Genomic DNA, 19,653 nt, shown 5'->3' with positions numbered 1-19,653 from the left:
CGACGGTACGCACACTAAGGGTGTCGGCCGATTCGTTATAGTTACGCAGGTCAATACAAAACCGGGCGGGGCGGCACTGGATAGGGGTACCGCCCCGCCCGGTGCGTACCCGCCGGTCAGCCGGCCACCGGCGCCTTGGCACCACCGGCCTGCTCGGGCTTGACCGAGCGGAGCAGGACGCTGGCCACGTCGACGACCTCGACCTGCTCTCCGGCACCCTTGCCGTTCACCCCGTCGGTGAGCATCGTCGAACAGAACGGACAGCCGACGGCGACCGTCCTCGCCCCGGTGGACATGGCCTCCTCGACCCGGTCCACGTTGATCCGCTTGCCGATGCGCTCCTCCATCCACATGCGGGCACCACCGGCACCGCAGCAGAAGGAGCGCTCGCTGTTACGCGGCATCTCGGTCAGTTCACCCTCGATCGCGCTGCCGAGCACCTCGCGCGGCGGGGCGAAGACCCGGTTGTGCCGCCCGAGGTAACACGGGTCGTGGTAGGTCACGCCGCCGTCGACCGGCTGCACCGGGGTGAGCTTGCCGGTGGCGACCAGGTGGGCCAGCAACTGGGTGTGGTGCACCACCTCGAACTCGCCGCCCAGCTGGCCGTACTCGTTGCCCAGCGTGTTGAAGCAGTGCGGGCAGGTGGCCACGATCTTCCGCTTGGCCTTCTCCCGACCCTCGAACGCCTCGTTCAGGGTCTCGACGTTCTGCTGGGCGAGCATCTGGAAGACGAACTCGTTGCCGATCCGGCGGGCCGGGTCGCCGGAGCAGGTCTCCCCCTCACCGAGGATGGCGAAGGAGACACCCGCCTCGTTGAGCAGGGTCGCCACGGCCCGGGTGGTCTTCTTCGCCCGGTCCTCGAACGCACCGGCGCAGCCCACCCAGAACAGGTACTCGAAGTCCTCGATCTCACCGACCCGGGGCACCTCGAAGTCGAGACCCTTGGTCCAGTCCTCGCGGGTGTTCTGCGGTGCACCCCACGGGTTGCCCTTGTTCTCCAGGTTGCGCAGCATCACGCCGGCCTCGGAGGGGAAGCTGGACTCGATGAGCACCTGGTAGCGACGCATGTCGACGATGTGGTCGACGTGCTCGATGTCCACCGGGCACTGCTCCACGCAGGCACCACACGTGGTGCAGGACCAGAGCACGTCGGGGTCGATGACGCCGCCGGACTCGGCGTCGCCGATCAGCGGCTTCTCCGCCTCGGCGAGGGCCAGCACGTCGAGGTGGGCGAGTTGCGCGGCGGTGGCCTTCTCCTCACCGGTGAGATCCTTGCCGCCGCCCGCCAGCAGGTAGGGCGCCTTGGCGTACGCGTGGTCGCGCAGGCTGAGCACCAGCAGCTTCGGCGACAGCGGCTTTCCGGTGTTCCAGGCCGGGCACTGTGACTGGCAGCGACCACACTCGGTGCAGGTGCTGAAGTCCAGCAGCCCCTTCCAGGTGAACTGCTCGACCTGGGCGACGCCGAACTGGTCGGACTCCGGGTCGGCCTCCTCGAAGTCGAGCGGCTTACCGTCGGTCATCATCGGCCGCAGCGCGCCGAGGCCGGAGCCGGCCGCGCCCGGCCTGCGCTTGAAGAAGATGTTGGGGAAGGCGAGGAAGCGGTGCCAGGCGACACCCATCGTCACGTTCAGTGAGATCACAATGACCCAGGCCATCGAGATCGAGATCTTGACGAGCGCGGCGACGCTGACGCCGGAGTCCCAGGCCGGCAGCGCAGCGCCGACCGCGTGGCTGAGCGGGGTGGCCCAGGTGGGGTACTCGAAGTGATCGGTGGCCACCTTGAAGCCCCGGATCAGAAAACCCATCACCAGTACGGCGAGGACGACCGCCTCGACGAAGTAGCCCTGCCACATGGTGGAACCGGTGAACCGCGACCGGCGTCCCGCCCGAGTCGGCCGATTCGCCAGCCGAATCGCGATCAGGACGCCGATGCCGACCACGCCCAGGATGCCGATCCACTCGGTGACCAGCCCGTAGAGCGTCCAACCGCCGATCAGCGGCAGCCCGCCGGTCGGTGACACCACCTCGAAGTACGCCTCGAGCACGAGCAGCGACAGCACGACGAAGCCGACCATCACGAACCAGTGCGCCGCGCCCACCACGCTCCAGCGGAGCATCCGGGTGTGCCCGGCGGTCTCCGCCAGCATGGTCCTGGTGCGGCTGATCTTGTCGCCGGAGCGGGTCGGATCGGGCTGACCCAGCCGGATGACGGCCACCATCTTCGAGACCGCGCGTACCGCAAGCCACACCGCAACGGCGGTGATGGCGGCCGCGAGGATCGTGGTGACGATCTGGACGCTGCCCATCGAGTTGGCCTCCCGGTCTGCTGCCTGTCGACGGCTCGGCGACCGGGGGCGGCGGTGCGATCGTCGACCCACGCCGCCGCACCTCGACCCGATCGGTCGATGACCTCGCTCCGCTCGGTCATGCAGTGCAGCCTACGCGCAAGGTTACCCAGCAGTAACGTGAGTCATCTCGCACCCGGGGCCGCGCTGCCCTGCGCACACCTTAGGAGGCCGGCGGCACCGCCGCTCGGGCGGGCCGCCGGTGGTGCCGGGCAGTCACGGCCTTGAGCTGCGGGTCAGCGCCAGCGGGAGAGCACGATCAGGGAGGCGACCATCGCACCGAACCCGACCGCCAGGTTCCAGTACCCCAGCTCCATGACCGGGTACTCCTGCTCGGAGAGGTAGTAGACCACCAGCCAGCCGATGCCGAAGACGATCAGCGACACCGCCAGAACCGGCAGCCACACCGGGCTGGGCTTGTTGGTTGCCGCGGTCGTCGCCGTCGGGCGGACGTCCGTAGGCGGGGTGTACACCTTCTTCTTGCGGACCTGAGACTTGGGCACGGCGCTCTCCAGAGGGGTTACGACCTCGTCCGGCCTGACAACCGGGCGCGAGGGCGACGGTCCATGGCCAATAATGTTCGACAGCTAGCGTAGTCCGGAAGACCCGTCCGATCCACGAATGAGGTGAGACCGGTACGGGGCGGCACCGGGAAACGAGATCAGAACGACTGGCGCCGCGCCCCGCAACGGGTAGCGTCGGAGCGCGACGAGCAGGGGGGACTGGCCCGTGGAGTACACGTCCGGCGCAGCGTCGTGGCAGAAGGCGCTGCGCCGACTCGTCGCCGGGTTGCTGCCTGGGCGGCCACGTCAGCGCCGCCCGTTCTGGTCGGTCGGCGTGCCGCTGATCGCTCTGGCGGCTGGCCTGCTCTTCACCACGACGGCCACGACGGCGGGCGGCACCGCCCTGCGTGAGGATCGCCGACCCCAACTGACCGAGCTGATCGAGGATCGCCGCGCACAGGTGGCGGCAAACGAGCAGCGTGCCGCCACGCTACGCGGCGAGGTGGAAAGCCGGACGGCCGTCCTGGCCAACTCCTACGGCCCGATCCGGGAACAGCAGCAGCGGGCCGACGCCAACCGGGCCGCCGCCGGCTTCACCGCCCTCACCGGCCCCGGTCTGACCGTCGAGCTCAACGACGCGCCGCAGGTGAGCAAACTGCCCGAGGGGGCCTCCAACGACGACCTGGTGGTCCATCAGGGCGACGTGCAGGCGGTGGTCAACGCACTCTGGGCCGGCGGCGCCGAGGCGATGTCAATCATGAACGTGCGCGTCCTGACGACCAGCGCGGTACGCTGCGTGGGTAACACCCTGCTGTTGCACGGCCGGGTGTACTCCCCACCTTTCAAGATCGTAGCAATTGGCGACCCCGCCGCACTCCGGCAGGCCCTCGCCGCTTCCGAGGGAGTCCGGTGGTTCAGGGACGCGGTGAACAACTACCAACTCGGTTACTCAGAGACCGCTGGCACCGTCACGGTGCCCGCCTTCGAGGACTCCACCACCCTGCGATCGGCGACAGTGCCGGCGGTGCCACAGTGAGCCCGCGGTGAGCCCGCAGTCCGACGGTCGGCACCGCGACCAGACCGACGAGCCGACCGCCTTCCTGCCTAAGGTCGACCGGGCCGAGTCCACCGACACCGCTGCCGGGGCACGACTGCCCGACGGCCAGCGGCCGACCAACTCCGGCCGCTTCGACGGTGTCACCGAGACCACCTCACCCGCCGCCGGACGGTGGGACACGCCAGCGCCGACAGACCCGCCTGCCCGGACCACGGCCGCGTCCGCCGCCCCGCCGAGCTGGAGCGCACCTGCAGGGCCGGAGCGGGCCACCGCGCCGACGGCCGACCGTCGCAGTGCCGGCCCGGGCCAGGAGCAGCCGACCACGCCCGGACGTTGGGACACCACGCCGACCACGGACCACCGGGCGAACCAGTGGGACGCCGCGACGACCACCGCTCGCAGCGCCAACCAGTGGGACCCGGCCCCGGGCGGGCAGCGTCCGGTCGATCCCGACCGTACGGCGAATCAGTGGGACTCCGCGCCCGGTCCGGTTCGTGGCGCAGCCGGTCGGCCGCAGGACGCGGCGACCAGCGATCGGCCGCAGGACGCGGCGACCAGCGACCAGTGGCATGGCGTACCCCTGCCGTCGGGTCAGCCCGACATCCCGGTGGGGCCGACGCCGTGGCGCGGTGCCTTCCAGCCGGCCCGGGGGGCGGGCGACCCGCAGCAGCCGACCGGCACCCGGCCGGCCGGCGCGGACACCGGTCACGCCGGACCCGGTCACCCGAGTGTCGCCGGCACCACGGGTCAGCCGGGCCGGACGGTCCCGGACGGCACCACGGCCCGGACGGGCAACGGCGAGGCGGCCGGCACCGGCACCCCGCCGCCCTGGCCCGGTGCCCGACCGCCCGACCCGACCCGGTCCCGGACCGGAGCAGCGCACCCCGACGGCGGCCCGAACTGGCCCAACGGCGAGCAGCCGAGACAGCCCGCCGAGGCCACGCAACCGGTAACTGTGCGGCCGGCCACACCACCGTCGGTTCAGTCACCCGAACGTGCGCAACCGTCGCCAGCTCCGCAGTTCGGGGCCCCCTACGGCGATCACGCGCCGCGTCCCGGAGCAAACCGGGCCGGCACCGCAGCACCGCACGCGCCGCGTCCTGGGTCCGGGCAGCCTGCCAGCGCAGCACCGGCACCGGCACCAGCACCAGCACCAGCACCAGCACCAGCACCGCAAGCGTCCTACCTCGGGCCGGCGAGCAACAGTGGGCCGACGCAGCCGCCGTATCCCGGACAGTCAGGCCCGACCGGTCCGGCAGCGCAGCCGTCGCACCCGGCGCGGGCGGGCCAGGAGCGGCCGGCACCGCATGCGCCACAGCCCGGGCCGGCAGGCCAGGAGCGGCCCGCCGGGAGCGGTTCGGCGTTCCCGGTACCCGGCCAGCAGCCGACGACGCCCTGGTCGGTTGAGGGCCGGGGTACGCCGGGCGCCGAACCACCACGGCAGGTGACCGAAAAAGCACCCGGCCAGGTCGACTGGTCCGGTGAGGGACCGACCGCGTTGATACCGAAGGTCGGCGACCGCGCCGGCTCGGCAACCGGCGCTCGGGGCACGGAGCCGGCCAGGGCCAACCGGGTGACGAACGGGCAACCCGGTACCGCCGCCGGCCCGGGCAGCCCGGCGACTACGGACCGTCCGGTCACCCCGACCAACACCGCCTCGGGTCAGCAGACCCGGTCGGCGGCTGCGGGCCAGCCCGTGGCGGCTGGGCAGACTTCCGCATCGGGCCAGCCGTCCGCGCCGGGCCGATCGGCCGACCCGGCGGCGACCGCCCTCATTCCGGCGGTCACCGGAGCCAGGCCGAGTGCTCCGCCGGTCCTGGACTCGACCGCCCTGATGGGTGCCGTACCCAGACCGCCCAAGAGCGAGGAACCATCGGACGGCGACGCCCGGCCCGCCGAGGCACCGAAGCCGCGGCGTGGCGACCGGGTGGTGCAACTACGCGCCCACCAGACGGGTGAGGGCTACAAGAGCGTCTACTCGGAGCTGACCCGACCGTCGCTGTGGTCCCGGGTGCGTACCGGTCTCCGGTTCAGCGGCGAACTGCTGATCACCTTCGGCCTGGTGGTGCTGCTCTTCGCCGGTTACGAGATCTGGGGCAAGTCGGCGATCGTCGACGCTCACCAGGGCGAGCTGAGCGAGCAACTGGCCCAGGCGTGGGCACCCGAGCCGGTGACGGATCCGACGGTGTCGGCGTCGGCCAGCCCGTCCGCCAAGCCGAAACCGGCGGTGCAGGGCACCCCGATCGCGGGTCTCTACATTCCGAAGTTCGACAAGGAATGGATCGTGGTCGAGGGGGTCGGCCAGCAGGACATCCGGTACGCGCCGGGCCACTACCCGGACAGCGCCATGCCGGGCCAGGTGGGCAACTTCTCCGTGGCGGGGCACCGGAACCGGGCCACCTTCTGGCGGTTGGACGAGTTGCGCAAGGGCGACCCGATCCTGGTCGAGGGCCGCAACGAGTGGTACGTCTACCAGGTGACCGAGAGCCTTGTGGTCAAACCGACGCAGGTCGAGGTGGTGGCTCCGGTGCCGGGTCAACCGGGTGAGAAGCCGACCCGGCGGATGCTGACCCTGACCACCTGCAACCCGAAGTTCGACAACTACGAGCGGTTGATCATTCACGCCGAGTTGACGCGTACCCAGCCGAAGGCCGAGGGACGCCCGGCGGAGCTGGGGACCTGACGATGTACGCCTGGATCTGGCGCAAGCTGCCCTTCGGGCTGCCCGGCAAGCTCGTCGGTAGCCTGCTGCTGGCCACCACGATGGTGGCGTTGCTGTGGTATGTGGTGTTTCCCTGGGCGGAGCCTCTGCTGCCCTTCGACGACGTGCAGGTCACCCAGGAGGACTCCGGGGTACCGGGCGCACCGGACGGCGACGTCGGGCCCGGCGACGACGGCGCGGTCGACGACGCCCCACCGGGCGACGAGCACGATCTGCCGTACGACACCGACCGGAACAACACCCCGCCGCCGGACGAGGACGAGTGAGCCGGATGCGCGTCCTGGTGATCGACAACTACGACTCGTTCGTCTTCAACCTCGTGCAGTACCTCGGCCAACTCGGCGTGGAGTGCGAGGTACGCCGCAACGACGAGATCGAGGTGGCCGAGGTAGGCCAGGTCGGTGCGGCCGGCGTCCTACTTTCTCCGGGCCCGGGTACCCCCGACCGGGCCGGCATCTGCCTCGACGTGATCCGCGAGTACGCCGGCAAACTGCCGATCTTCGGAGTGTGCCTGGGCCACCAGGCCATCGGCGAGGCGTTCGGGGCTACCGTGACCCGCGCCCCCGAACTTCTGCACGGCAAGACCTCGGAGGTCCGGCACGACGGCACCGGCGTCCTCGCCGGCCTGCCCGACCCGTTCACGGCGACCCGCTATCACTCGCTCGCCGTGCTGCGGGAGACGCTGCCCGCCGAGCTGGAGGTGACCGGCTGGACGGCCTCCGGAATCGTGATGGCGATGCGGCACCGCACGCTGCCGATCGAGGGCGTCCAGTTCCATCCCGAGTCGGTGCTCACCGAGGGCGGTCACCTGATGCTGGCCAACTGGCTCGCCGCCTGCGGCCACCCCGAGGCCCTGGAACGTGCCCCGGAACTGGCCGCCGAGGTCGACGCCCGTCGCCGCGCCGCCTTCGCCACCACCTGAGAGTCAGGTTCGCGGTCGTCGCGCCGGTCCCGGCGTCAGGAGCGTCACGCCCAGACCGTCCCCGACGTCATCGGATCGAGCCGCAGGTCGGTCAGCGGGCCAGGGCGTCGGCGACGCCGGGGTCGGCGGGTGAGGTGAGGGCCGGTGGTCGGTCGCGGATCGCGTCCCAGGCCGCCTTTCCGCTGGCCAGGTAGTCCCGGGCCGCCTTGCGCACCAGCAGGCCGGTGTCGCAGCCGGAGCAGCGGGCGGTCACCCCTTCGGCGTCGATGCCAACGTGCCGGCACAGCGTCACCGCCCGGGACAGGTGATACGACTGGGTGACGATGAGCGCACGCTCGATCCCGTACACCTGACGGGCCCGTAGGCAACTGTCGTACGTGTCCAGCCCGTGCGGGTCGGCGACCACGCGTTGTGCATCGACGCCGAGCTGCTCGGTCAGGTGCGCGGCCATGATCGCCGGTTCGTCGCCGGACTCACCCGCACCGTCGCCGGACACGAGCACCACCCGGGCCTTACCACTGCGTACCAACTCGGCGGCGGTCTCCAGGCGGCCGGCGAGCCGGACGCCCGGTTGTCGGCCGTCCTCCGTCACGGCGGTACCCAGCACGATCACCACGTCGGCGGTCGGTGCCTGCGCCGCCGGGTGGACGTGGCCACGCGCACCGACGGTAGTCCAGAGCCAGGGCAGGCTGGCCAGCAGCAGCGCGATCATGACCGGCACGGCCAGCCGGAGTAGCCGTCGCCGTCGGCACCTGCTCACCAGGCCGACCGGAGGGGTCGGCGGCGTCACTCCCCGAGACGGAACGGGGAGAAGGAGGGCAGGAGCCCGCCGCCGCCACCCTCGTCGTCATCGTCCGGCGGCGGCGTGGTGGGGGCACCGGAGGTCGGCGGGGTCTGGGTCGGCGGGTCCGGGTCCTCCTCCGGCTCCGGAACCGACACGATGATCTTCACCGTGCTGCCCTTGGTGCGCTCGGTGTTGGCGTTCGGGCTCTGGTCGACCACCCGCCCGGCCTCATCCGCAGGGCGCTCCGGACCCAGCTCGGTCTCGACGTCGAAGCCGGCGCGTTCCAGGGTCCGCTTCGCCTCCGCCTGAGGCAGGCCGACCACCGACGGCACCGTCGCCACGTTGCCCCTCGAGACGGTCAGGGTGACCACGGTGCCTTCGGCGACCTTCTCGCCCGAGGGCGGGTCGACCCTCAACACCTGCCCCTTGGACGCCGCGTTGTCGTCCTCCTCGACCTTCACCTCGAGCTTGAGGTTCTCAAGCTGGGTCTCGGCGGCCTCCCGGGTGCTGCCGACGAGGCCGCGTGGGATCTCCACCTCGGGCTTGCCGCCGCAGATGTTCACGGTCACCGTGCTGTTCGGTTCCGCCCGCTCGCCAGGGGGTGGGGACTGGCTGGTGACCGTCCCCTCCTTGCAGTCCGAGGTGAATTCCTCCTCGCCGCGCGCCGGCACGAAACCGTCCCGCTCGATCTGGGCGAACGCCTCCGCCTGGCTCAACCCGGTGACCGTCGGCACCGCGATGTCCTGCGGCTCGTCACGCTGGTTCAGCAGCAGGGCGGCGACCAGGGCGATCACCGCGAGCACACCGAGCGCGGCGAACATGGCGATCAGCCAGGACGACGCCTTGCGCTGTCGCGGATCGCCCACCCGGGCCGGGATCTGCCGGGTCTGCGTCGCGCCCCCCGTCGGGTAGCCCGGGTGGCCGGCCGCGGCCATCGCCACGGTCTCGTCCTCGCGCATCACCGGGGTCGCCAGCACCGGCCGGCCGGCTGCCGCGCGGAGCAGGTCCGCCCGCATCTCCCCGGCGCTCTGGTAGCGGTTCAGCGGGTTCTTCGACAGCGCCTTGAGCACGATCGCGTCGACCGCCGGGTTGACGTCCGGGTTCAGGTCGCTCGGGGTCGGCGGAGCCTCCCGCACGTGCTGGTACGCCACGCTCACCGGGCTGTCGCCGACGAACGGCGGATGCCCGCAGAGCAGCTCGAAGAGCACGCAGCCGGCGGCGTACACATCGGAGCGGGCGTCGACCGCCTCGCCGCGCGCCTGTTCCGGGGAGAGGTACTGCGCGGTGCCGATGACCGCGCTGGTCTGCGTCATCGTGGTGGCGCCGCTGGCCAGCGCCCGGGCGATGCCGAAGTCCATCACCTTGACCTGGCCGGTCTGGGTGAGCATCACGTTGCCCGGTTTGATGTCGCGGTGGATGATGCCGTGCCGGTGGCTGAAGTCAAGCGCGGCGCAGATGTCGGCGGAGATCTCCAGCGCCCGCCGGGGCTGCAACCGGCCCTCGGCGCCGAGCACCTCCTTGAGCGTGCGCCCGTTCACGAACTCCATCACGATGAACGGCAGCGTCTCGCCGGTCGGCGCCTGCTCCTCACCGGTGTCGTAGACCGCGACGATGGCCGGGTGGTTGAGCGAGGCGGCGTTCTGCGCCTCCCGCCGGAAACGCATCTGGAAGGTGGCGTCCCGGGCCAGGTCGGCGCGCAGCATCTTGATCGCGACGTCCCGACCGAGCCGCAGGTCACGGCCGCGATGCACCTCGGCCATGCCGCCGTAGCCGAGCAGCTCGCCGACCTGGTACCTGCCACCGAGCAGGCGGGCCTGCGCTGTCATCGCGTCTGTCGTCCTTCGCTCGTCGTCGTCACGTCGCCGCCCGGTCGGGGCTGATCGAGTCGACGGTACGCCGTATCGACCAGATCGTCTCGCCCGTCAGGCCGCAGCGCGTCGGACGTCACCGTTGGCACGGAAACACCATCCGGCGTGCCCGCGCCGATGTTGTTCCGCAGTTGGTAGGAAATCACGCCGGAGCAGATGAGGACCAGTGCGCCCACCATGATGGCCAGGAAGACCATGCCGGATCGTGACCGTCGGGGCACCGGGCGTGACGGTCCGGGCTGCGGAGCGTACCCGGGCGGGACCGTGGCCGCGCCACGCGGATGGCCGGCGGCGGCCGGCCCCACTGAGGTGGGGTAATGCGGGGCCGCCGGTGGACGGGCCTGCGGGTGGGCCGGCGGCGGTCGGTGACCCACGGCCGGCGGGTGCGCCGGGGCCGGGGAGTGCGGGGCCGCGACCGGACGCGGCGACTGCGGTGGCGGGACCTGCGCGCGGCCGGGTGCCGGGGAGGCCGGCGCGGCGGAGATCGGTGCGGCCTGCCCACCGGCCCGGGCCTGTCGGGACAGCGACGTCTTCAGCTGCCGGGCCGCACCGGCCAGCGTGGCGGCGCTCGGCCAGCGCTCCTTCGGGTCCTTCGCCAACGCCCGCTCGACGAGCGCGCGGACCTGGGGCGGGATGTCGGAGGGCAGCGGCCGGGGGGTCTCCCGGACGTGCCGCATCGCGATGTCGAGGGGATTGTCCCCCTCGAAGGGCCGCCGGCCGGCGAGGCACTGGTAGGCGACCACGCCGAGGGCGTAGACGTCGGAGGCGGGGGTGGCGACCTGGCCGGTGGCCTGCTCCGGCGAGATGTACGACGCGGTGCCGAGCACCGAGCCGGCCGCGGTGAGCTGCCCGACCAGATCCGACCGGGCGATGCCGAAGTCGGTGAGCACCAGCGTGCCGTTGGGACGGACCAGCAGGTTGCCGGGCTTCACGTCCCGGTGCACGATGCCCTTCACGTGCGCGGCGTGCAGCGCGTCGGCGGCCTGGGCGACGAGCGCCATGGTCCGCGCCGGGGTGAGCCGGCCGACCCGGCTCAGCGTGGCCGACAGGGGATCGCCCTCGACGTACTCCATCACCAGGAAGGCGATGTGCTGGTCGTTGCCGAAGTCGTAGACGTCCACCACGCCCGGGTGGTTGATCGTGGCCATGGTGCGGGCCTCGCCGCGGAACCGCTCGGCGAAGCCAGGCTCGTCGAGCAACGCCGGGAGCAGGCTCTTGACCGCCACCGTACGACCGAGCACCTGGTCGGTGCCGCGCCAGACGTCACCCATACCACCGCTGGCGATCCGCTCGTCGAGGCGGTAGCGGTTACCGAGCTGAACACCGGGACTGAGCATGTCAGCGCCCCCCGGGTTCGGCGATGGCGGCCCGCATGATCTGGCCGGCGATCCGGGCGGCCTCGGCGCTGCCGCCGCTGCCAGCCTCCTCCAGGACGACACAGACGGCCGAAACCGGCTTGTTGTCGGAGTCCAGGGCGAAGCCGATGAACCATCCGTGGTCGGGACGGTCCGGCGCGGACTGTGCGGTGCCGGTCTTGCCACCGACGGTGTAGCCGTTGATCCGGGCGTTCCGCCCGGTGCCGTTCTCCACCACGCTGACCATCATCTCCCGCAGGTCGGCGGCGACCTGGCTGCTCACCGGCCGGCGCAGCTCGCGCGGGTTGGCGGTGTCGTAGACGGTGGTGCGGTCCGGTGCCAGCAGCTGACGCACCAGGTACGGCCGCATCTGGCTGCCGCCGTTGGCCACCGCCGCGGCGATCATGGCGCCCTGCAACGGGGTCATCCGCACGTCCCGCTGCCCGATGGAGGACTGTGCCAGCGCCGCCGGGTCGGGACTGCCGTCCGGGTTCTCCATGCTGCCCGTCCGGCTGGCGGCCACGTCCAGGCCGCCCTCGCCGAGCCGGCCGACGGTCAGGTCCTCCTGCTCGAACCCGAACTGCCGGGCCTTCTCCTTGATCACGTCGGGGCCGAGCTGGCCGCCGAGCTTGGCGAAGCCGGTGTTGCAGGATTCGGTGACCGCGTTCATCAGGGTCACCTGCGACTCGGGGCAGATCGACGGATCGGCGTTGCGGATCGGCTCGCTTGAAGTGGGCGGGGTGTAGCTCGACCCGGCCGGGATCTCCGTCTCCTTGGTGATCCCGTTCTCCAGTGCGGCCGCGGCCACCACGATCTTGAAGGTGGAGCCCGGCGGCAGCACCTCGCCGAGTGCCCGGTTGCGTAGCGGCCGTCCCGCCTCCTGTTCGAGCCGGTTGTACGCGGCGGTCGCCTCGTCGGTGTCGTGGCTGGCCAGCGGGTTCGGGTCGAAGCTGGGGATGGAGACAAGTGCCTGCACCGCCCCGGTGGCCGGGTCGACGGCGATCGCCGCGCCCTTGGTCGCACCGACGTTGTTGCCGCGCAACTCGTCGTACGCGGTGTCCTGCGCCCGCTTCGACAGGGTCAGCAGCACGTTGCCGCCGGCGGTGGTGTCGCCGGTGACCATGTCCCGCAGCCGGTTGACGATTAGCTGGTCGCTGGTGCCGGCGAGGAAGTCGTTCTCGGCGCGTTCCAGGCCGGTGGCGGAGCCGTTGACCGGCTCGTACCCGAGCACGTGGGCGTACTTCTCCCCGCCCGGGTAGGTGCGCAGGTACTTCAGCTCGCCGTCGGTCTCCTTGCTGACCGCCAGGGCGGTGCCGCCGGCCTCGATGTTGCCCCGCTTGCGGTCGTACTTGGCGACCTGGACCCGACCGTTGTAGTCGCTGGTGCGGTACTCGTCGGCCTTGTAGGCCTGAATCCAGTTCAGGTTGGCGAAGAGCAGGCCGAACAGGACGATGACGACGACACCGACCCGGCGCAGGGGTGCGTTCACGGCTTGATCACCTCCGTGGGGGCACCGTGCAGCTGCTCGGGCGGACCGGAGGGGCGGGTCACCTTGCCACCGGCACCTTCGACCGGCCGACGACCGGCGTCGGAGACGCGCAGCAGCACCGCGACGAGCAGCCAGTTCGCCATCAGCGAGGAGCCACCGGCGGAGAGGAACGGCGTGGTCTGACCGGTCAGCGGGATGAGCTTGCTGATCCCGCCGACGATCACGAAGACCTGGAGTGCGAGGGTGAAGGCCAGGCCACCGGCGAGCAGCTTGCCGAACGAGTCCCGGACCGCCAGGGCGGCCCGCAGCCCCCGCTCGACGATGAGCAGGTAGATCACCAGTAGCGCCGAGAGGCCGAAGAGGCCGATCTCCTCACCGATGCCGGCGAAGATGAAGTCGTTCCGCACCTCCGGCAGCAGCAGCGGCTGACCACCGCCCGGCCCGGCACCGAACAGCCCGCCAGAGCCGAGCGCGAGCAGCCCCTGCACCAGCTGGTAACCGTCGTCGTAGGGCTGGGCGAACGGGTCGAGCCAGATCTGTGCCCGCAGGTAGAAGTTCGCGAACGGACCGCCGACCGCCTCACCGAGCACGTACGCGAGGTAGGCGCCGCCGAAGAAGAGGACCAGGCCGATGAGCAGCCAGCTGACCCGTTCGGTGGCGATGTAGACCGTGGCCACGAACATGCCGAAGTAGAGCAGCGAGGTGCCCAGGTCCTTCTCGAAGACGAGAACCAGCAGGCTGATCACCCAGACGACGAGCACCGGACCGAGGTCGCGCCCGCGCGGAAAGTCGATGCCGAGGAAACGGTGGCTCGCCAGCGACAGCACCTCGCGCTTGCGCACCAGGTAGTAGGCGAAGAAGACGAGCAGGGCCAGCTTGGCGAACTCGCCGGGCTGGATCGAGAAGCTGCCGATGCGTACCCAGAGCTTCGCGCCGTTGATCTCGGAGATGCTGGCCGGCAGCACCGCCGGCAGCATGACCAGCACGATGCCCGCCAGACCCAGCGTGTAGGCGTACCGGGAGATCGACCGGTGGTCGCGCATCACCGCCAGCAGCCCGGCGGCGAGGATCACCGAGATCAGCGTCCAGGCGAGCTGCCGGCCGCCGATGCCGGCGAAGATGGCCAGGTCCGCCCGCTCCTCGGGGGCCGCATTGGCGAGGTCGAGCCGGCGGAGGAAGCCGACGCCCAACCCGTTGAGCAGGGCCACCGCCGGCAGCAGCGCCGGATCGGCGAAGGGTGCCAGGTACCGGATCACCAGGTGCATGCCGAGGAACACCGCGGTGAGCGTGGCGGCCGGCACCCAGAAGCCTGGGGTGACCGTGTCGAGCACGTTCGCCTCGACCATCGCCCCGTAGGCGGCCACCAGCGCCATCGCCAGCAGCAGCAACGACAGCTCGGCGTTGCGGCGGGACCGGGCCATGCGTACGCCGGGTCGCTCGCCCGCGGTCGCGGGCGAGGTTGCCGGGGTGGCCGCTGCGGTCACGATCGTCCTCGGGTGGGAGCCGGTGCCTACTCGGGCGACCGGCAGGCCGCCGGGTCGACCGTGGGCGTGAAGGTGTCGACGGGGGGCGCGTCGGGGGTGCTGTCCGGCGCGGTGGCGGAGGCACCGCTCGGCGTGCCCGTGGCTTCGCCGCCCGGTGACGGCGAGGCGCCGCCCACCTGGCTCGGCGAGCCGGCCGCAACGCTCGGCGATCCCGTCGGCGCGCTCGGCGTCGGGGACGGCGAACCCACGAGCGAGGGCGTGGGGCTCGGTGTCGGCGGACAGATCGGCTTGAGGTTCACGTTCGTCGGGCTGTCCATCGTCAGCTCCGCCAACCGCCGTTCCGCGTCCGGCTCGCTCTTGGCCGGGATGCCCTGTTTCACCTGCTCCTGGGCGGCCAGGGTGAGGTCGTCCAGCTGGGCCTCGCTCTCGGAGTGCACGCTGGAAAGATCCATCCCGGCGATCTGGCCCTGGATGCCACGGAACACGGCCACCTGGCCGCCCTCGGTCGCGCCCACGTAGTACTGGCGCTGCGTGTAGCTCCACCCGGCGAACACCCCACCGCCGACGATCACCAACAGGGCGGTCGTCATGGCGAGCGCACGCAGTGGACGACGGCGCGCCTCGGGCTCGTCGTCGTTGTTCGCGGACTCGTCGGGCGTCGCCGGCCGGGGTGCGGACAGCGCCGAGGCGCGAGCCGCCGGGGTGGAGACGTCGGCCGAGGTGGCCATTCCCCGGTCCCGGGCCGCCGCACCGCCGACGATCGGGGCCGCCTCGACGATGTCCCGGTCGGTGGCGTCGGCGATGATCACGGTGATGTTGTCCGGACCGCCACCGCGCAGGGCGAGCTGGACCAGCCGCTCGACACACTGCTGCGGGTCCGCGTACTCCCGCATGGTCTCGGCGATGGTCTCCGCGCTGACCACCCCGGAGAGCCCGTCGGAGCAGATCAGATACCGGTCGCCGGGCAGCACCTGCCGGACGGAGTACTCCGGGTCGATGTCGCGGCCGTCCAGGGCGCGGGTGAGCAGCGAGCGCTGGGGGTGGCTGCTCGCCTCCTCCGGGCTGATCCGGCCCTCGTCGACGAGCATCTGTACGTAGGTGTCGTCCTTGGTGATCTGCGCGAACTCGCCGTCGCGCAGCAGGTAGGCCCGCGAGTCGCCGATGTGGACCATGCCCAGCTTGCTGCCGGAGAACAGGGTCGCGGTGAGCGTGGTGCCCATCCCCTCCAACTGGGGGTTGGCCTCCACCGTCTCGCGGAGTTGTTGGTTGGCGGTGCCCACGGCGGAGCGGAGCGCGTCGACCAGGGCGTCGCCCGGGACGTCCTCGTCCAGTGGCGCCATGGCACCGATGACAATGTTGCTGGCGACGTCACCGGCGGCCATACCGCCCATGCCGTCGGCAACGGCGAGTAGCCGCGGCCCGGCGTAGACGGAATCCTGATTACCGTCTCGGATCAGACCGCGGTCGCTGTGGGCCGCATAGCGCAGGGTCAGAGTCATGGCCGTAATTCGAGAGAGGTGCGGCCGATCCGGATCGGCACGCCGAGGGGGACGGGGGTCGGTCCGGTGACCTTAGCGCGATCCAGGTACGTCCCGTTAGTCGAACCCAGGTCCTCCACGAACCACTGCCCTTCACGCGGCACCAGCCGGGCGTGTCGGGCGGACGCGTAGTCGTCGGTGATGACGAGGGTGGAATCCTCGGCTCGACCGATCGTTATCTGCGCCTCACCCAACGTGATCCGGGTGCCGGCCAACTGGCCTGCCGTCACCACCAGCTGATGCGCCGCCCGCCCCCGCTTCACCTTCGCCGGCTTCGCCGTCGCCTGGCCCGTCGACGCGCCCACCGTCCGGGGCGCGGCCACCAGCCGACCCGAGCGGGCACCCGCGAAGAGGTCCCGGCGGATGACGCCGACCACCGTGAACACGAAGATCCACAGCAGGACGAGGAATCCGAACCGGGCAACGGTGATAACGAGTTCCGGCAAGGCGGATCAGCCGTCCACGCGGAAGGTCAGAGTGGTCGTACCGAGCTGGATCATGTCACCGGGGTTCAACGCCACGGCGGAGACCCGCTGGCCGTTGACCATGGTGCCGTTCGTCGAGCCGAGATCGGTCAGCACGACCTGCCCACCGTCGAAGTCCAGCCGGGCGTGTCGGCGCGAGATGCCGACGTCCGGCAGGCGCAGGTTGGCCTGGTCGCCACGACCGATCACGGTCGAACCCATCTGCAGCGGATAGGTGCGGCCGTCACCGGAGACCAGCCGGATGTTGCGTCCACCGCCGTGACCCGGCGGCGGGCCGTAGCCGCCACCCTGGTCGTACGACGGATAGCCGGGCGGGCCGGCGTCGTATCCGGACGGACCGGCGTCGTAGCCGGGCGCCGAGACCGGGGCGACCTCGCCGCCGGTGTAGACCTCCGCGGTGACCCGGAACATCCCGGTGTCCAGTCCTTCACCGCGCTCGATCTCGACGATCACATCTCCGTAGACCGTCCAGGCCTGCTCGCCGATGAACTCCGCCTGCGACTGGGCCAGTTCCTGGGCCAGTGCGGCGGCGTACGGCGCCAGCCGGCTGTGGTCGTACGGGGAGAGATCGATCACGTAGCGGTTGGGCACCAACGTGCGCCCACCAGCCAGGATGGCCTTGTGTGCCTCGGCCTCCCGCTGCATGGCGTTGAGGATCTCCACGGGGTGGACCACCCCTTTGAAGACCTTGGCGAAAGCCCCTTCGACCAGGCCTTCCAGACGCTTCTCGAAGCGTTGCAGCACGCTCACCGGCTCCTCCTCGGGTCCCGAGGACATGATGGTATCCGTCCAGAGCGCACGCAGCTCACACGCCGCTCGGCCGGCAGGCCGCGGCCCGTTCGGACGGCTTCTGATTGTCGTGCTACTCTTTCGTCCGCCACGAACGGTAACCGCTGCGAGCAGCGAAAGCCATTCGCGGCAGCAGACCAAGGTCACGTAGCATGGCCGAGGCCCGCCGGTCACCGGCGACCTCCGGCCCGGGTAGCGTTGTCCGAGGTCGAGCCACGGGGAAGTGGCGGAATGGCAGACGCGCACGGTTCAGGTCCGTGTGTCCGAAAGGACGTGGGGGTTCAACTCCCCCCTTCCCCACCACAGTCGAGGGCTCCGCTGATGCGGGGCCCTCGCTCCGTATCGGGACGTGCCGGACGTCACGCTATGCTCCGATGGTTTCTGCCTCCGACGCACCAGGAGTGGCGTGTGAGTGTCGCATTCGTGACCGGGTCGGGCGGGCTGATCGGCTCCGAGGCGGTCCGGCATTTCGCCGGCCTCGGTCTCGACGTCGTCGGCATCGACAACGACATGCGGCAGGAGTTCTTCGGCGAGGAGGCGTCCACCGCGTGGAACGTCCGCCGACTGACCGACGAGCTGGGTGAGGCGTACTCCCACCACAGCATCGACATCCGGGACCGGGCGGCGCTCGGCGCGCTGTTCGGCCGGTACGGCCGGGACGTGGCTGTGGTGATCCACACTGCCGCGCAGCCCTCGCACGACTGGGCGGTGCGCGACCCGTTCACCGACTTCGACGTCAACGCCGCCGGCACCCTCAACGTGCTGCAGAACGTGCGGGAACACTGCATCGACGCCCCGGTCATCCACTGCTCCACGAACAAGGTCTACGGCGACCGGCCGAACAGCCTGCCCCTGGTGGAGCTGGCGACCCGCTGGGAGATCGAGCCGGGTCACCCGTACGAGCAGGGCATCCGGGAGGACATGTCGATCGACGCCTGCCTGCACTCGATCTTCGGAGCCTCCAAGGTCGCGGCGGACGTGATGGTGCAGGAGTACGGCCGCTACTTCAGTATGAGGACGGCCTGCTTCCGGGGCGGGACGCTGACCGGGCCGGCGCACTCGGCGACCGAGCTGCACGGCTTCCTCGGCTACGTGATGCGGGCGAACATGGAGCGCCGCACCTACAAGATCTTCGGTTACCAGGGCAAGCAGGTCCGGGACGCGATCCACAGCTCGGACGTGGTCTCCGCGTTCGAGGCGTTCTTCCGCAACCCGCGCTCCGCCGCCGTCTACAACCTCGGCGGCGGCCGGCACTCGAACACCTCCAACCGCGAGGCGTTCATGCTGGCCGAGCAGATCACCGGCCAAGAGATGATCACCGAATACGTCGAGGCCAACCGGATCGGCGATCACAAATGGTGGATCGGCTCCAACGAGGCGTTCCAGGCCGACTACCCGGACTGGAAGCAGGTGTACGACGTACCAATGATCATGCGAGAGATCTACGAGGCCAACGTGGACAAGTGGGTGCCGGGAGCATGACCAAGAAGAACGTGCTCGGTGTCCTGGTCGATGCGACCGACTACGCCGAGGCCACCGAGCAGGTGGTGGCTGCCGCGCAGGAACGCCGGTCGCTGGCGCTCACCGCGCTCGCCGTGCACGGCGTGATGACCGGCGTGCTGGACCGGGCGCACAACGCCCGACTCAACTCCTTCGACGTGGTGACCCCGGACGGTCAGCCGGTGCGGTGGGCGCTGAACCTGCTGCACGGCGCCGGGCTCACCGATCGGGTCTACGGGCCGACGCTTACCCTGCACGTGCTCTCCCGCTTCGCCGACGAGGGGCTGCCGGTCTACCTGTACGGCTCGACCGAGGAGACCCTCGCCCGGCTGATCCCGGCGCTGGAGCGGATGTTCCCGGCCCTGAAGATCGCCGGGGTGGAGGCGTCCAAGTTCCGCGGTGTGCAGCCGGGCGAGGACGTCGAGATCGCCGACCGGATCAAGGCCAGCGGTGCCCGGCTGGTCCTGGTCGGGCTCGGCTGCCCCCGGCAGGAGATCTTCACGTACGCCATGCGGCCGCTGCTGGACATGCCGATGATGGCGGTCGGCGCGGCCTTCGACTACCACGCGGGTCTGCTGCGTCAGCCGCCGCCGTGGATGCAGCGGGCCGGTTTGGAGTGGTTCTGGCGTCTCGGCCTGGAGCCCAAGCGCCTGTGGCGGCGCTACGTGATCCTGAATCCCGCCTACCTGGGTCGCCTGTTCGCCCAGAAGACCGGGCTGTGGAAGGCCCGGCCGCCGGCGCCGGCCACCGAACGCCCGACCGAGTTCGCGGTCTGACCCGGATCGACGAACGGGCCCCGGCGCTACGCCGGG

16 protein-coding genes and 1 tRNA gene are annotated in these 19,653 nt (G+C 70.9%); 7 read left to right on the top strand and 10 right to left on the bottom strand.

Features of this window, described 5'->3' with window-relative positions; translation table 11 throughout:
• Nucleotides 1-116 precede the first annotated feature (116 nt).
• Both KBX00_RS02200 and KBX00_RS02195 read right to left on the bottom strand, forming a co-directional pair.
• Complete coding sequence (locus KBX00_RS02200; protein ID WP_210822871.1) at nucleotides 117-2,306, bottom strand: (Fe-S)-binding protein; 2,190 nt, start codon at nucleotides 2,304-2,306, stop codon at nucleotides 117-119.
• Between the two features lie 275 nt (nucleotides 2,307-2,581).
• Nucleotides 2,582-2,848 carry a cell division protein CrgA gene (locus KBX00_RS02195; protein ID WP_093409169.1) on the bottom strand — a complete coding sequence of 89 codons (267 nt, stop codon included), beginning with the start codon at nucleotides 2,846-2,848 and terminating at the stop codon, nucleotides 2,582-2,584.
• Between the two features lie 226 nt (nucleotides 2,849-3,074).
• Here KBX00_RS02195 and KBX00_RS02190 point away from each other — a divergent pair, with 226 nt between their 5' ends.
• Genes KBX00_RS02190 through KBX00_RS02175 form a run of 4 tightly spaced genes read left to right on the top strand, consistent with a single transcriptional unit; the run spans nucleotide 3,075 to nucleotide 7,549 of the window.
• Nucleotides 3,075-3,884 carry a DUF881 domain-containing protein gene (locus KBX00_RS02190; RefSeq protein ID WP_210822605.1) on the top strand — a complete coding sequence of 270 codons (810 nt, stop codon included), beginning with the start codon at nucleotides 3,075-3,077 and terminating at the stop codon, nucleotides 3,882-3,884.
• A gap of 7 nt (nucleotides 3,885-3,891) precedes the next feature.
• Entirely contained in the window at nucleotides 3,892-6,588 is a 2,697-nt protein-coding gene (locus tag KBX00_RS29585; protein ID WP_307867959.1) for a class E sortase, read from the top strand.
• A gap of 2 nt (nucleotides 6,589-6,590) precedes the next feature.
• Nucleotides 6,591-6,893, top strand: a complete 303-nt coding sequence (locus KBX00_RS02180; RefSeq protein WP_210822603.1) for a hypothetical protein — start codon at nucleotides 6,591-6,593, stop codon at nucleotides 6,891-6,893.
• A 5-nt stretch (nucleotides 6,894-6,898) separates the two neighbouring features.
• Entirely contained in the window at nucleotides 6,899-7,549 is a 651-nt protein-coding gene (locus tag KBX00_RS02175; protein ID WP_210822602.1) for an aminodeoxychorismate/anthranilate synthase component II, read from the top strand.
• Nucleotides 7,550-7,640: 91 nt separating this feature from the next.
• Here the strand turns inward: KBX00_RS02175 and KBX00_RS02170 are convergent, their stop codons facing one another.
• Genes KBX00_RS02170 through KBX00_RS02135 form a run of 8 tightly spaced genes read right to left on the bottom strand, consistent with a single transcriptional unit; the run spans nucleotide 7,641 to nucleotide 17,329 of the window.
• Nucleotides 7,641-8,309: an ElyC/SanA/YdcF family protein gene (locus KBX00_RS02170; RefSeq protein ID WP_307867957.1), complete on the bottom strand. Its 669-nt coding sequence runs from the start codon at nucleotides 8,307-8,309 to the stop codon at nucleotides 7,641-7,643.
• Nucleotides 8,310-8,335: 26 nt separating this feature from the next.
• Nucleotides 8,336-10,159 (bottom strand): Stk1 family PASTA domain-containing Ser/Thr kinase, encoded by a 1,824-nt coding sequence (gene pknB / locus KBX00_RS02165; protein WP_210822601.1) that lies wholly within the window; start codon nucleotides 10,157-10,159, stop codon nucleotides 8,336-8,338.
• Nucleotides 10,156-11,538 carry a serine/threonine-protein kinase gene (locus KBX00_RS02160; protein WP_210822600.1) on the bottom strand — a complete coding sequence of 461 codons (1,383 nt, stop codon included), beginning with the start codon at nucleotides 11,536-11,538 and terminating at the stop codon, nucleotides 10,156-10,158. The genes pknB and KBX00_RS02160 overlap by 4 nt, the downstream gene beginning before the upstream one ends.
• Before the next feature lies 1 nt (nucleotide 11,539).
• Nucleotides 11,540-13,045 (bottom strand): penicillin-binding protein 2, encoded by a 1,506-nt coding sequence (locus KBX00_RS02155; RefSeq protein ID WP_210822599.1) that lies wholly within the window; start codon nucleotides 13,043-13,045, stop codon nucleotides 11,540-11,542.
• Nucleotides 13,042-14,529: an FtsW/RodA/SpoVE family cell cycle protein gene (locus KBX00_RS02150; RefSeq protein ID WP_210822598.1), complete on the bottom strand. Its 1,488-nt coding sequence runs from the start codon at nucleotides 14,527-14,529 to the stop codon at nucleotides 13,042-13,044. Before KBX00_RS02150 ends, KBX00_RS02155 begins: the two co-directional genes overlap by 4 nt.
• A 26-nt stretch (nucleotides 14,530-14,555) precedes the next feature.
• Nucleotides 14,556-16,028 carry a protein phosphatase 2C domain-containing protein gene (locus tag KBX00_RS02145; RefSeq protein WP_210822597.1) on the bottom strand — a complete coding sequence of 491 codons (1,473 nt, stop codon included), beginning with the start codon at nucleotides 16,026-16,028 and terminating at the stop codon, nucleotides 14,556-14,558.
• Nucleotides 16,025-16,513: an FHA domain-containing protein gene (locus KBX00_RS02140; RefSeq protein ID WP_210822595.1), complete on the bottom strand. Its 489-nt coding sequence runs from the start codon at nucleotides 16,511-16,513 to the stop codon at nucleotides 16,025-16,027. The genes KBX00_RS02145 and KBX00_RS02140 overlap by 4 nt, the downstream gene beginning before the upstream one ends.
• Nucleotides 16,514-16,519: 6 nt before the next feature.
• Nucleotides 16,520-17,329: a DUF3662 and FHA domain-containing protein gene (locus tag KBX00_RS02135; RefSeq protein ID WP_204003876.1), complete on the bottom strand. Its 810-nt coding sequence runs from the start codon at nucleotides 17,327-17,329 to the stop codon at nucleotides 16,520-16,522.
• A gap of 229 nt (nucleotides 17,330-17,558) precedes the next feature.
• On the opposite strand from KBX00_RS02135, the gene KBX00_RS02130 reads away from it, so the two are divergent.
• The 3 genes from KBX00_RS02130 to KBX00_RS02120 all read left to right on the top strand — a co-directional run bounded on the left by KBX00_RS02130 (nucleotide 17,559) and on the right by KBX00_RS02120 (nucleotide 19,617).
• A tRNA-Leu gene (locus KBX00_RS02130) sits at nucleotides 17,559-17,644 on the top strand.
• A 63-nt stretch (nucleotides 17,645-17,707) separates the two neighbouring features.
• Nucleotides 17,708-18,823, top strand: coding sequence for an NAD-dependent epimerase/dehydratase family protein (locus tag KBX00_RS02125; RefSeq protein ID WP_210822593.1), 1,116 nt, complete (start codon nucleotides 17,708-17,710; stop codon nucleotides 18,821-18,823).
• Nucleotides 18,820-19,617, top strand: coding sequence for a WecB/TagA/CpsF family glycosyltransferase (locus KBX00_RS02120; RefSeq protein WP_210822591.1), 798 nt, complete (start codon nucleotides 18,820-18,822; stop codon nucleotides 19,615-19,617). Before KBX00_RS02125 ends, KBX00_RS02120 begins: the two co-directional genes overlap by 4 nt.
• Nucleotides 19,618-19,653 lie beyond the last annotated feature (36 nt).

The organism is Micromonospora sp. C95, from assembly GCF_018070465.1.
In the GTDB taxonomy this organism is placed as follows: Bacteria; Actinomycetota; Actinomycetes; order Mycobacteriales; family Micromonosporaceae; genus Micromonospora.
This window is presented reverse-complemented; position numbering and strand designations above follow the sequence as displayed.